9 protein-coding genes and 1 pseudogene are annotated in these 12,710 nt (G+C 61.3%); 1 reads left to right on the forward strand and 9 read right to left on the reverse strand.

Annotation, left to right across the window (positions count from 1 at the left end):
- The 9 genes and pseudogenes from GR197_RS22115 to dnaG form a co-directional block, all read right to left on the reverse strand.
- Positions 1–325, reverse strand: a pseudogene (locus tag GR197_RS22115) (DUF930 domain-containing protein); the annotation flags it as partial.
- Positions 326–361: 36 nt separating this feature from the next.
- Positions 362–1,096, reverse strand: coding sequence for a DUF930 domain-containing protein (locus GR197_RS22120; protein ID WP_164013432.1), 735 nt, complete (start codon positions 1,094–1,096; stop codon positions 362–364).
- A gap of 178 nt (positions 1,097–1,274) precedes the next feature.
- Positions 1,275–1,568: a GYD domain-containing protein gene (locus tag GR197_RS22125; protein ID WP_064839863.1), complete on the reverse strand. Its 294-nt coding sequence runs from the start codon at positions 1,566–1,568 to the stop codon at positions 1,275–1,277.
- Positions 1,569–1,888: 320 nt separating this feature from the next.
- Positions 1,889–3,946 carry an RNA polymerase sigma factor RpoD gene (gene rpoD, locus GR197_RS22130; RefSeq protein WP_164013434.1) on the reverse strand — a complete coding sequence of 686 codons (2,058 nt, stop codon included), beginning with the start codon at positions 3,944–3,946 and terminating at the stop codon, positions 1,889–1,891.
- 466 nt (positions 3,947–4,412) lie between these two features.
- On the reverse strand, positions 4,413–4,760 hold the full coding sequence (locus GR197_RS22135; protein WP_164013436.1) for a GFA family protein: 348 nt from the start codon (positions 4,758–4,760) through the stop codon (positions 4,413–4,415).
- A 9-nt stretch (positions 4,761–4,769) separates the two neighbouring features.
- Positions 4,770–5,807, reverse strand: coding sequence for an L-threonine 3-dehydrogenase (gene tdh / locus GR197_RS22140; RefSeq protein WP_164013438.1), 1,038 nt, complete (start codon positions 5,805–5,807; stop codon positions 4,770–4,772).
- Positions 5,808–5,984: 177 nt separating this feature from the next.
- Entirely contained in the window at positions 5,985–7,172 is a 1,188-nt protein-coding gene (locus GR197_RS22145; protein ID WP_164013440.1) for a glycine C-acetyltransferase, read from the reverse strand.
- A 105-nt stretch (positions 7,173–7,277) separates the two neighbouring features.
- Positions 7,278–9,143 (reverse strand): DNA helicase RecQ, encoded by a 1,866-nt coding sequence (gene recQ, locus GR197_RS22150; protein ID WP_164013442.1) that lies wholly within the window; start codon positions 9,141–9,143, stop codon positions 7,278–7,280.
- On the reverse strand, positions 9,143–11,149 hold the full coding sequence (gene dnaG, locus GR197_RS22155; protein WP_164013444.1) for a DNA primase: 2,007 nt from the start codon (positions 11,147–11,149) through the stop codon (positions 9,143–9,145). The genes recQ and dnaG overlap by 1 nt, the downstream gene beginning before the upstream one ends.
- Positions 11,150–11,819: 670 nt before the next feature.
- On the opposite strand from dnaG, the gene GR197_RS22160 reads away from it, so the two are divergent.
- Positions 11,820–12,707, forward strand: a complete 888-nt coding sequence (locus tag GR197_RS22160; RefSeq protein ID WP_164013446.1) for a hypothetical protein — start codon at positions 11,820–11,822, stop codon at positions 12,705–12,707.
- Positions 12,708–12,710 lie beyond the last annotated feature (3 nt).

Below are 12,710 nucleotides of genomic sequence, written 5' to 3' on the forward strand. Positions count from 1 at the left end.
GCGGTGGTGGCGGTTGCTTCTTCGCCTGTTCCGGCGGCTTCGGCTCCGGCGGTTTTTCCTCGGGCTTGGGCTCCGGCTTTTTCTCCTCGGGCGGTGGAACGAGTTCCACCTTCACGCTCTCATCTTCGGCGGGCTTCGGCTCGATCTTCGGCAATCCGAAGATCAGAAGCGCGACAAGGGGAACATGCAGAAGCACAGACGCGACGACACCCCAGCGGATTTCAGGCCGCTGTTTTCTCGTTTCGTGCTGCGTTTCCGCCGGTACAAAGTCTTCTTCTGTCACAGCAGCGATGTGGCCTTTAAAGCGGGCAGCATCAAGCCACAAAAGAAAAAAACCGCGTGATCGCAGCCGCGGTTGGCGTCATTGGTCGGCGGCCCCATCGTCGGCCACCAGATCATGCGCCTGCCATTCACTTTGCGGAATGGCATCACCGACCAGAAAGGCGAAGGATACGATCTTGCCGGAGGCGGCATCGAGCCCGCATTTGAACTGGATGTTGTACCATGCCCTTTTGCTGCGGAAGGCGCCGCCCCTCACCTCGACGCTGTTGCCGTTGACCTTCTCCGGCGTCATCGCATAGGGGGCGAGCGTATCCGGCCGCATATCCGGCCGCGCGCGGCGCACCTGCTCCAGCGCCTCGAGATCGCAAAGCTGCAGATTGCGCTCGCTGCCGGCAAGGCCACGCAGTGCCTCGCGGGCGCCCCGGCTTCGCGGATCGGCCAGCACCTTGTCGGAAAACAGCCGGCTTGCCGCAACGAATTCAGCCGGCTTTGGCGCCTGCGGAGCGATTGGCGTCACGGACGGCATTGCCGTAGCGGGCGCATTGTTGGCAACCGGCGCATCCCGCTCGGCTTCGGGCGCTGCGGCCTCGGGCTTTGTCGGTTCCGGCGAAGGCGCCTTGACGAGCTCGGGCGTTTTCAGCGATTCCACGGGCTGCGGAACGATTTCCACCGAGAGACCGTCATCGGGCAATGGCGGCGGCTCGGCCTTCGGCAACAACAGCAGAAGCAGCAGGAGCGCAGCGGCATGCAGCGCAAACGACGCAGCCGCGCCCCGCTGGATCCCGCCATCCCATTTGCCCGCCGCCAGTTCCATCGGTCAGCAAGCGGCAGTCGGACGATCGATGACGATCATGAAACTGAGGAGCGCTTTCATCATGAAGCTTGCCGAAAAATCGGGCCGGGAGCCCTACCGCGGAAATTGAAGCACGACCCGACACTGCCAGCACAGCCGAAGCCATGCAACAGATAAAATACACAATCATTAATTGCATTCAACCGAGCGAGCCGATGAGATCCCGATAGGCTGCTTCCGGGAAAGCCTTCAGCGTCTCGGTCCGCACATTGCCGCCCATGGCGAGCGACAGCGTAAAATGCGCCATCACGGCGTCGTCGGGCGCCTCGCAGACGGCAACCATGTCATGCCCGCCCATCGTCAGGAAGAACTGGTTGAAGGAGCCGCCGACGCCGGCGAGCAATTTCTTCGCCGCGTCCAGCCGCTTTGTCGAGTCGCGAACGTTGCGGATGCCCTGATCCGTCCAATCGATCAAAAGAATGTAAGTGGTCATGTCGCACCTCCCAGCGCATGATGCCGAAAAGTGTGAGCGGTTTTCGGCCGACATCATGCTCTATTTCTTTGATGCAGATCCGGATTCAGATTTTAAGCCGGCCAGGCTTAAAATCATCCGGATCTAGCGGAGGATTGGCCTACGCAAGGCTACGTCGACCTCGCTCGCGCGTCGCGATCGATCCTTCCCCCGTGGGCTGGAATTATAGCCCTGTCACCACCAAGGGACAAGAAAGCCATCGCGATCATTCGTGTTAATCACAGAAGCAAAAGCCGGACACGAAGCCCGGCTTTTGCAATCATAACGGCGTTATCGAAGCCTTAGCTGTCGAGGAACGAGCGCAGCTTTCTCGAGCGGCTCGGATGCTTGAGTTTGCGCAGCGCCTTCGCTTCGATCTGGCGGATACGTTCGCGGGTGACCGAGAACTGCTGGCCGACCTCTTCAAGCGTGTGGTCGGTGTTCATGCCGATGCCGAAGCGCATGCGCAGAACACGTTCTTCGCGCGGCGTCAGCGAGGCGAGAACGCGGGTCGTCGTCTCGCGCAGGTTCGCCTGGATGGCTGCGTCGATCGGCAGCAGTGCGTTCTTGTCCTCGATGAAATCGCCGAGATGCGAATCCTCTTCGTCGCCCACCGGGGTCTCGAGCGAGATCGGCTCTTTTGCGATCTTCAAGACCTTGCGGACCTTTTCGAGCGGCATGGCGAGCTTTTCGGCCAGTTCTTCCGGCGTCGGCTCGCGGCCGATCTCATGCAGCATCTGGCGCGATGTGCGGACGATCTTGTTGATCGTCTCGATCATGTGCACCGGAATGCGGATCGTCCGGGCCTGGTCGGCGATCGAACGGGTGATCGCCTGCCGGATCCACCATGTCGCATAGGTCGAGAACTTGTAACCACGGCGGTATTCGAACTTGTCGACCGCCTTCATCAGGCCGATATTGCCTTCCTGAATGAGGTCGAGGAACTGCAGGCCGCGGTTGGTATATTTCTTGGCGATGGAGATGACGAGGCGAAGGTTCGCTTCGACCATTTCCTTCTTGGCGATGCGCGCTTCGCGCTCGCCCTTCTGCACCATGTGCACGATGCGGCGGAATTCCGAGATCGAAATACCGGTCTCGGTCGCGAGATTCTGGATCTCCTGGCGAATGTCGCGGATCGTCGTGTTTTCGCCCCTGGCGAATTCCTTCCAGCCGCGGGCGGCCAGATTGCCGATCGACTTCATCCAGTTCGGATCGAGCTCGGCGCCCTGATACTGCTCCAGGAAGGAGTCGCGCTTGACGCCGTAGGATTCAGCCAGACGCAGCAGGCGGCCCTCGTTGGAAACGAGGCGCTTGTTGATGTCGTAAAGCTGCTCGACCAGGGCGTCGATGCGGTTCTGGTTCAACGACAGCGACTTGACGGCCTTGATCAGCTCGTCCTTGAGTTCCTTGTAGCGGCGCTCCTGGGCTGAAGACAGCGTGCCGGACGCCGACAGGCGCTGCTCGACCTGCTGGTCCTGCAGCTTGCGCAGCTTCTTGTAGGTCTCGGCGATCGTATCCAGCGTCTCCATCACCTGCGGGCGAAGCTCGGCTTCCATCGCCGCCAGCGAAAGGTTGGATTCGTCCTCGTCCTCTTCCTCCTCCTCGGGAGGCAGGCCCTCGCCGCCGACATCGGTAATGTCGTCGTCGCCGGAGCGGGAGCGGCGGGTCTTTTCCTTCTCTTCGGCAGCCTTGCGGTCGGCCTCGATCTTCTCGGGGCTCTGGAACTGCGGCGCAGCCTTGGCTTCAGGACCGGAATAGGTCGTTTCGAGATCGATGATCTCGCGCAGCAGCGTCGTGCCTTCGTTGAGCTCGTCGCGCCAGATGATGATCGCCTGGAAGGTCAGCGGGCTTTCGCAGAGGCCTGCGATCATCGTTTCGCGGCCGGCCTCGATACGCTTGGCGATGGCGATTTCGCCCTCGCGGGAAAGCAGCTCCACAGAGCCCATCTCGCGCAAGTACATGCGCACCGGGTCATCGGTACGGTCGGTCGGTTCTTTCTTCTTGGCGGTCGCAAGCGCCGTGCCACTCGAAGGCGCGAGTTCGCCGCCTTCGCTCTCCTCGTCGGAACTGGCGTCGTCATCATCGCCGCCGCTGGAAGCACCGGCTTCCTCGGCTTCTTCGTCCTCGATGACGTTGATGCCCATATCCGAAAGCATCGACATCGTGTCTTCGATCTGTTCGGACGTCACTTCCTCGGACGGCAGGACAGCATTGAGCTCGTCCATCGTCACATAGCCGCGCTTCTTGGCGGCCTTGATCATCTTCTTGACCGCGTCGTCGGAAAGATCGAGAAGAGGGCCGTCGGTTGCGCCGTCGCGTTCGACTTCCGCGTCTTCGTTCTCTTTGACCTTGGTTGCCATTTATATCGTCGCCTTCCTGACGCTATCCAATCTCGCTGCGGTAATGGGCCGTCTCAGGGCCGGACGCGTCGCTCGCGCCGCCCTCGAATCACCATTGCCCACCTAACGGGATGACATTTAAAGCCTGATTAACCACGATCGCCGGCACCGGACAGCAAAAGCTTCTTGCCTTTGGATTTCCGGCCATGGTTGCGCGATCCGCCTTGACCCAGTTCACCGTTTCAACAAGTCGAACGGTGATTCCCACATTTTTTGCTCTCGTCAAGCTTTTCCACAAAAAAAGCTCACGAAAAATCGGAAAAAGCCTTATCCACAGGCTTTGAACCGCGGCTGCGATTGCGAAGCTTATTTAAGATGCGGCACACAAAAGACAAGGGCAGCACGGATTTTGCCTGCTGCGCCATCCGCTTCAGCCAGTTTTTCAGTCCAACCGGCGGTCTATTCACCTCCGTCGGACGAATCCTTTCTACTTTCCCTCACCATCATAGGCCGTCACCTTCAGCGCGCCGAGATCGACCGCGGGAATACAGCGCAGATTGATCGAAGCCATCGCCGCACCGCCCGGCGCCACACCTTCGCCGAACGGCGCGATGCCGCAATTGGCGCAGAAGTGATGCCGGATGACATGCCTGTTGAATGAATAGGTTGAAAGATCGGCTTCGGGTGTCTTCAGCACCAGCTTGTCACGCGGCACGAAGGCGAGAAGCCCGCCCCGCCGCCGGCAGAGGGAACAGTTGCAGTCGAGAGCCTCGGTGAATTCACCTTCGACCTCGAAAGCGACCTTGCCGCAATGGCAGCTTCCTTCATAGAGCATTTGATCTCCTCACATCCAATCCATGACGACTTTGCCGGAGTTGCCCGACCGCATCGCCTCGAAGCCGTCGCGAAATTCGTCGATCTTTATACGGTGGGTGATGATCGGCGCAAGGTCGAGCCCCCCTTGGACGAAGGCGATCATCTTGTACCAGGTCTCGAACATTTCGCGGCCATAGATGCCCTTGAGATTGAGCATCTTGAAGATCACCTTGTTCCAGTCGATCTCGAAGCCCGCCGGCGCAATGCCGAGAATGGCAATCTTGCCGCCATTGTTCATCTTGTCGATCATGTCGCGGAAGGCGGGTGCGGCGCCCGACATTTCAAGCCCGACGTCGAAACCCTCGGTCATGCCGATCGCCTTCATCACGTCGGCGAGATTTTCGCTCGAGGCATCGACGACATGGTCGATGCCGAGCTTGCGCGCCAGCGCCAGCCGGTGTGGATTGATATCGGTGATCACGACCTTGCGGGCGCCGGAACGTTTGGCGACAAGCGCGCCCATGATGCCGATCGGCCCGGCGCCGGTGACGAGCACGTCCTCGCCGACCAGATCGAAGGAAAGCGCTGTGTGCACGGCATTGCCGAACGGATCGAAGATCGCGGCGATCTCGTCGGAAATATCCTCCGGGATCGCCACGACATTGCTTTCGGGAATGCAGACGAACTCGCCGAAGGAACCCGGCCGGTTGACGCCGACGCCGAGCGTGTTGCGGCAGAGATGGCCACGGCCGGCCCGGCAGTTGCGGCACTTGCCGCAGACGATATGGCCCTCGCCGGAGACCCGCTCGCCGACATGATAGCGGGTGACAGCCGAACCGATCTCGGCGATCTCGCCGAAAAATTCATGGCCGACGACCATCGGCACCGGAATGGTCTTCTGCGCCCACTGATCCCAGTTCCAGATATGGACGTCGGTGCCGCAGATCGCCGATTTCTTCACCCGGATCAGCACATCGTTCGGCCCGACCTCCGGCACCGGCACATTCTCCATCCAGAGCCCGACTTCGGCCTTCGACTTGACCAGCGCCTTCATCATGTTCGACATATCTGTATCCCTTGGTCGGTGCCTGTCTCGGCCCCTCATCCGCCTGCCGGCACCTTCTCCCCGCAGGCGGGGCGAAGGGGACAAGCGGCGACCTCTCCGTCCCCACCATCCTCTCGCAGGGCACGTCCCCTCGCCCCGTCTACGGGGAGAGGGTTAGGGTGAGGGGCAGCCTCATTCTCAAATCACACCCAATTCCCGTCCAGCCTCCGCAAAGGCCGCAATCGCCCGCTCCACATCCGCCCTGGAATGCGCAGCGGACATCTGCGTGCGGATGCGGGCCTGACCCTTCGGCACGACGGGGAAGGAGAATCCGATCACATAGATGCCCCTCTTCAGCATCAAGCCCGCCATGTCCTGGGCAAGCTTGGCATCTCCCAGCATGACCGGGATGATCGGATGGCCTTTGCCGGCGAGCGTGAAGCCGAGCTTGGTCATTTCGGTGCGGAAGAGATCGGCATTGTCGGACAGGCGCTTGCGCAAGGCATCCCCGTTTTCGATCAGGTCGAACACCTTGAGCGAGGCAGCGGCGATGACCGGCGCGAGCGTATTCGAGAACAGATAGGGCCGCGAACGCTGCCGCAGCCATTCGACCACTTCCGCCTTCGCCGAGGTATAACCGCCGGAGGCGCCACCGAGCGCCTTGCCGAGCGTGCCGGTGATGATGTCGATCCTGCCCTCGACACCGCAATGTTCCGGCGAGCCGCGGCCGTTCTTGCCGACGAAGCCCACGGCGTGGCTGTCATCGACCATGACCATCGCGCCGTATTTTTCGGCGAGATCGCAGACCCCACTGAGATTGGCGATGATGCCGTCCATCGAGAAGACGCCGTCGGTGGCGATCAGCTTGAAGCGGCTGCCTTCGGCCTTTTTCAATTCCTCTTCTAGCGCTGCCATGTCGTTGTTGGCGTAGCGGAAGCGCTTGGCCTTCGAAAGCCTGACGCCGTCGATGATCGAGGCATGGTTCAGTGCGTCCGAGATGATCGCGTCCTCTTCGGAGAGCAGCGTTTCGAAGAGACCGCCATTGGCGTCGAAGCAGGAGGAATAGAGGATCGTGTCTTCCATGCCGAGGAAGGCGGATATGCGCGCTTCGAGCTGCTTGTGCTCCTCCTGCGTGCCGCAGATGAAGCGCACCGAAGCCATGCCGTAGCCATAGCGATCGAGTGCCTGCTTGCCGGCCTCGGCCAGTTCATCGTTGTCGGCAAGGCCGAGATAGTTGTTGGCGCAGAAATTCAGCACCCGTTCGCCGGTCGAAATCACAATCTCGCCCGCCTGCTTGGAGCTGATGATGCGCTCGGATTTATAGAGGCCGGCATCCCTCAGCGCCGAAATCTCGGCTTGGAGATGAGAGAGGAATTGCGAGGTCATGGGCGGCCCTTCATAGAGATTTCCGTGCCAGCCGGGTTAGCATATCGCCGCCGGCTTGTCTTCTCAGCGCTGGACCGAGATCAGCAGGAAGATCAGCCGGTCCGCTCAGCCATCCTGCGCCAGGATGATCTCCAGAAACGCGTCGCCGTAACGCTCCAGCTTCGCCTGCCCGACGCCGGATATGGCGAGCAGTTCCTTGCGGCTCCGCGGCTTCTCGGTGGCAAAGGCGATCAGCGTCGTATCGGGAAAGACGACATACGGCGGCACGCCGAGCGATTTCGCGATCGCCATGCGCTCGGCCCTCAACGCCTCGAACAGCGTACCGTCGGCGCCCGACAGTCCCGATTTGCGTTCGCTGCGGTCCGCCTTCTTCGTGCGCCGTTCCGAGGCCGGGCGGTCCTTGCGGAAGAACACCGGCCGCTGATGTTTGAAGACGGCGCGCGCCTCCGGCTCCAGTTTCAGCGCCCCGTAAGCCTCGTGATCGACGCGGACCAGCCCCATGGCGAGCATTTGATGAAACACCGATTGCCAGGTGCGCGCCGGGATATCCTTGCCGGCGCCGAAGACCGGCATATCGACATGGCCGAAACGCTCGGTCTTTTCGTTGACGTTGCCGACAAGCACGTCGATGACGTGGCCGGCACCGAAGCGCTCGCCGGTACGGTAGATCGCAGCCAGCGCCTTGATCGCCGCTTCCGTTCCCTCCCAAGTCTCGACCGGCTTCAGGCAGGTGTCACAATTGCCGCATTGCCCGGCATGCGCCTCGCCGAAATGCGCAAGGATCGCCTGCCGGCGGCAGGAAGCGGTCTCGCAGATCGCCAGCAATGCATTGAGCTTGGCGCGCTCGACCCGCTTGATCTCCGCGGCAGCACTGCCCTCGTCGATCATCCGGCCGCGCTGGATGACGTCGGCCATGCCATAAGCCATCCAGACTTCGGACGGCAGGCCGTCGCGACCGGCGCGCCCGGTCTCCTGGTAGTAGGCTTCCACCGAGCCCGGCAGGTCGAGATGGGCGACATAACGCACATTCGGCTTGTCGATGCCCATGCCGAAGGCGACGGTAGCGACCAGGCAGAGGTTTTCCTCTTTCAGGAAGGCATCCTGATTGGCGTCGCGAACTGCCCGGTCCATACCGGCATGGTAGGCAAGCGCGCGCACACCCTGCCCGTTCAGCCACTCGGCCGTATCCTCGACCTTGGCGCGCGACAGGCAATAGACAATGCCGCTGTTTCCCTTGTGGCCGGACAGGAAGCGCAAGAGCTGCTGGCGCGGCTGGTCGCGCTCGACGATCTCGTAAGCGATGTTCGGACGGTCGAAGCTGGTGGTGAAGATCTCGGCAGCATCGAGCCCCAAGCGTTCGATAATGTCGTCGCGCGTATGCGGATCGGCCGTCGCCGTCAGCGCCACCCTGGGCACGCCGGGATATTGTTCGCCGAGCCGGCCGAGCGCACGATATTCCGGCCGGAAATCATGGCCCCATTGCGAAACGCAATGGGCCTCGTCGATGGCAAACAGGGCGATCTTTTCGTTGGCGATCAGGTCGCGGAAACCGTCGGTGAGGATGCGCTCGGGCGTCACGTAGAGAAGATCGAGCCGACCGGCCGAAAGAGCGCGGCGAACCTCGACAAACTCCTCGCGCGACAGCGACGAATTGAGGGCGGCGGCGCGGATGCCGAGCTGCTTCATCGCCTCCACCTGATCGCGCATCAGCGCAATCAGCGGCGAAACGACGATGCCGACGCCGTCACGACAGAGCGCCGGGATCTGGAAGCAAAGCGATTTGCCCGCCCCTGTCGGGAAGAGCACAACGGCATCGCCGCCGGCAACCACATGTTCGACGACCAGCTGCTGCTTGCCGCGGAAGGAGGAATAGCCGTAGACCTGCTTGAGGATTTCGAGCGGCGCGCGGCCGGCGGAAAACAGCGCATCGGAGGCGGAAAAGCCCGGTTCGTTCCGTTCAGTCAGCGGCATCAGTGGTTCGCCGCCCCTTTGACGCGGCCGGAAAGCACGCCGAAGCCGTCGATGATCGCCTCCTGGTTCTCAAGTCGCACCCCTTCGAAATGCACTTCCTGCTGGGCTCGCATCAGTTGAACGATCGCCTCGCCGTCGCCGGCTTCGGTCGCCAGCGCAATCTCGCGTTCGAGCTCCATCTTCTGCCGACGCAGCGCCTTTGCCCGTTTGTGGAAGGCGAGCGCCTGGCGATAACCCTCGCGCGCATCCTCCATCGCCGCCTCCTCGGTCGCCGTCCAGAGCCTGGCATTGCGCACCTGCTGGTCGAGGCTCTTGATGAGCGGGCCGAAGCCTTCGAATTCCAGCCTCTCGGTCAGATATTCGCGCGTCAGATGCGGGCCGGCGACCGCAGCGGCGGCCCCAAGCATGGCCGACCAGAGCCGCTGCAGCTCGCGGCTGTCGTAGTCGATCGCAGCGATCTCATCATAATCGTCGATCATCAGGGCCGGATGATTGACGATGGTCAGCGCCAGCACGCTTTCGCGCAGCGCCGTATTGTCCCGGTGGCCACGCACCGGGCCAGAGCGGGCGAGCCGGTCGGAAATGACGCTGGGGCTTTTCGGCCCTGCCTTGCCTGCGTTGTCGCGGCCCGTCCGGGAATTGCCGTTGCCGTTGAAGCCGCGGCGTTCGCCATTGTTGCGGTTCTGGAACTGCGGTTGGAAGAAGGTGTTCAGCCGGTCGCGAATATCCTGCTGGTAATGGCGGCGCACATTCTCATCGCCGATGACGGCGACCAGCTGCTTCAGCCGCGCCTCGAGTTCTGCGCGCGCCTCGGGCGTGTCGAACTTGCCGGTGTTGATCTCTCGGCTCCACAGCATCTCCGAAAGCGGCTTTGCCTGGCTCATCACCTTGTCGAAGGGCGCGCGCCCATCGTCGCGCACGAGATCGTCGGGATCCTTGCCATCAGGCAGAAGCGCGAAGCGGACGGAACGGCCGGGCTTCAGATGCGGCAGCGCCAGTTCGGCGGCGCGATTGGCGGCGCGAACGCCGGCGCCGTCGCCGTCAAAGCAGAGCACCGGCTGCGGCACCATCTTCCAGAGAAGCTCGAGCTGGTTTTCGGTGAGCGCCGTGCCGAGCGGCGCAACGGCGTTCTCGATGCCGGCCTGATGGAGCGCGATCACGTCCATATAACCTTCGACGGCGATGATGGTGCCGGTCGCATTGTCGTCTTGATTATCGCTGCGGCCCGGACCCTGGATGGCGCGGCGCGCGCGGGCGAAATTGTAAAGGACATTGCCCTTGTGGAAGAGTTCCGTCTCGTTGGAATTCAGATATTTTGCCGGCGCATCTGATGACATGGCGCGACCGCCGAAAGCGATCACCTTTTCCCGCGACGAGAGAATCGGGAACATAATGCGGTCGCGGAAGCGATCATAGGACACCGGCACGTTTTCATGAACGACCAGGCCGCAGGCCTCGATCTGTTCTTTGAGTACGCCCTTGCCGGCGAGAAATTCCTTCAGCGCATTGCGGCTGTCAGGCGCATAGCCGAGCCTGAAGGTTTCGATGGTGCGCCCGGTCAGCCCGCGATCGCGCAGATAGGCGCGCGCCCTCGCCCCATTCGCCGTCTGCAATTGATCCTGGAAAAATTGCGTCGCCATTTCCATGACGTCGATCAGCGAGCTGCGCTCCTTCTCGCGCTTCTCCATCACAGGGTCGGCAAGCGGCATCGGAACGCCGGCCATATCAGCGATCTGCTGCACCGCCTCGGGGAAACTCAAGCCTTCCAGCTCAGTGAGGAAACGAAAATGGTCGCCGGTGACGCCGCAGCCGAAGCAGTGGTAACGGCCCTTCCGGTCCTCGCAGTGGAAGCTCGGCGACTTCTCGCCGTGGAACGGGCAGCAAGCCCAGTAATCGCCGCGCGACACGTTGGTCTTGCGCTTGTCCCAGCTCACGCGGCGCGCGATCACGTTCGAAATCGGAACGCGGTCGCGGATATCATCGAGAAAGGTGTTGGAAAAGCGCATTTATACCTCTTGGCCAACCTCCATATAAGCTGCTTTGCCGCTCCATGCCACGAAACTTGTCATGAAAACCCGCTATTCACAGGCAAGTGCACCCAGGGCCATAGGCGCCGTTTATCCCATCAAAAACGCGTTATCGCCCCCCTGCGACAGGGTGCGACATTATTGTCTTTCAAGCACCGAAATTCCACCGTTGCAAATGTCTCGGCTAGAGCCTCGACCTTTGGCAGAATCGAATTAAAGTGTTTTACAACATACTCTTATCTCATAAATCGATTGTGCAGCTCTATCCTGCCGGCGGCTGACGAGCCTTTGCCGCGCCGCCTCCAAAATCGACGTTTTCGGCAATTATTATTTTTTTGTAATTTGAACAAGCCGCCGCACCGCAATAGGTTCGATCTCAACAAAGCGATCCCCGAGCGAAGCACCATCCCTACCCCCGGCGCCGCTTCGCAAGGGTGCCTTTGCAAATACCCTCCGGCTTGGGCCTCGGCCCTGCGTTTGCCGGCGGAAGCAAAGAGCAAGAAGGCAGGAGCGCCCCCAGCTCCTGCCTTCTTAAATTTTGGCTCCCTTTGCGAAAACTCTCCTTTGAAATTAACCGCTTATTGACAAAACCGTTGACAGGCGGCGCTTGCATGAAAGATGTATGCGCCGAACTCCTGGACCCCTCCAAATGGCTTTTACCGCGGAAAATCTCGCAGCAGACGATCGCTTTCTCGCTGCGATCCTGAATTGCGCCGATCAGATGCTCTCGATCTATCGCGAGAGCCCTCGCATCGCTTCGATCTTTGCCGCGCAGCAGCGCTGGCTGATGGCTCACGCCGGCTTCGCGCTTCATTACGGTTATCCCGGCGACGGCAAGAGCGGCCTCTATTCCGGCCGCTTTATCGATTTCGCGGTCAGAAACGACATCGCCAGCCGCAATACGGCCGCGGCCTTCATGCAGGAAATGCTGGCCTATCGTTTCCTGCGACCGGTTCCCGGCCCTGACAAGCGCACACGCTACCTGGAACCCACAGAAGTTGCCGAGCAGCATTTCGTCCGCTGGCTCGTCGCCCATATGACGATCCTCGACAGCCTCGACGGCGGTGAACGGGCCGGCAAGATCACCGTCGACCCCTCGGCGACGATGGCAGCGATTCAGCCGCTGATCGCCAGGGCAATCATCGGGAGCGAAGCAGTGCGCAATCCCGGCGCCACCTTCAACCTCTTTAACTGGGCAAATACCGGCGGGTTGGTGATGGACTACCTGATCTCGCGCCTTCCGGAATTTCCCCGGACGGCCGAGCGCGTCGCGGTCGGCCCCCTGTCGCTGAGGGAAATCCGCGAACAGTTCATGATCTCCAACACCCACTTGAAGCGGCTTCTGACGCAGGCAGCGGCCATGGAGAGCGTCGGCTGGACAGTACCCTCCCGCAAGGGAGACTTCTGGCTGTCGCGCCGCTTCATTCTCGAATATTGGAATTATCAGGCGGCAAAATTCGCCATCATCGATGCCGCGGCCGAAGCCGTGCTCGGGCCTGCGGTTCGCGACGAACCGCAGGCGAGGCGTGTCAGTTGAGCT

The organism is Rhizobium phaseoli (assembly GCF_010668805.1).
In the GTDB taxonomy this organism is placed as follows: domain Bacteria; phylum Pseudomonadota; class Alphaproteobacteria; order Rhizobiales; family Rhizobiaceae; genus Rhizobium; species Rhizobium phaseoli_A.

Bases quoted from the DNA above. Each gene is read 5' to 3' on its own strand.
- dnaG (WP_164013444.1), bottom strand. From the start codon at position 11,149: ATGCGCTTTTCCAACACCTTTCTCGATGATATCCGCGACCGCGTTCCG.
- GR197_RS22160 (WP_164013446.1), top strand. From the start codon at position 11,820: ATGGCTTTTACCGCGGAAAATCTCGCAGCAGACGATCGCTTTCTCGCT.
- GR197_RS22145 (WP_164013440.1), bottom strand. From the start codon at position 7,172: ATGACCTCGCAATTCCTCTCTCATCTCCAAGCCGAGATTTCGGCGCTG.
- recQ (WP_164013442.1), bottom strand. From the start codon at position 9,143: ATGCCGCTGACTGAACGGAACGAACCGGGCTTTTCCGCCTCCGATGCG.
- GR197_RS22120 (WP_164013432.1), bottom strand. From the start codon at position 1,096: ATGGAACTGGCGGCGGGCAAATGGGATGGCGGGATCCAGCGGGGCGCG.
- GR197_RS22125 (WP_064839863.1), bottom strand. From the start codon at position 1,568: ATGACCACTTACATTCTTTTGATCGATTGGACGGATCAGGGCATCCGC.
- GR197_RS22135 (WP_164013436.1), bottom strand. From the start codon at position 4,760: ATGCTCTATGAAGGAAGCTGCCATTGCGGCAAGGTCGCTTTCGAGGTC.
- tdh (WP_164013438.1), bottom strand. From the start codon at position 5,807: ATGTCGAACATGATGAAGGCGCTGGTCAAGTCGAAGGCCGAAGTCGGG.
- rpoD (WP_164013434.1), bottom strand. From the start codon at position 3,946: ATGGCAACCAAGGTCAAAGAGAACGAAGACGCGGAAGTCGAACGCGAC.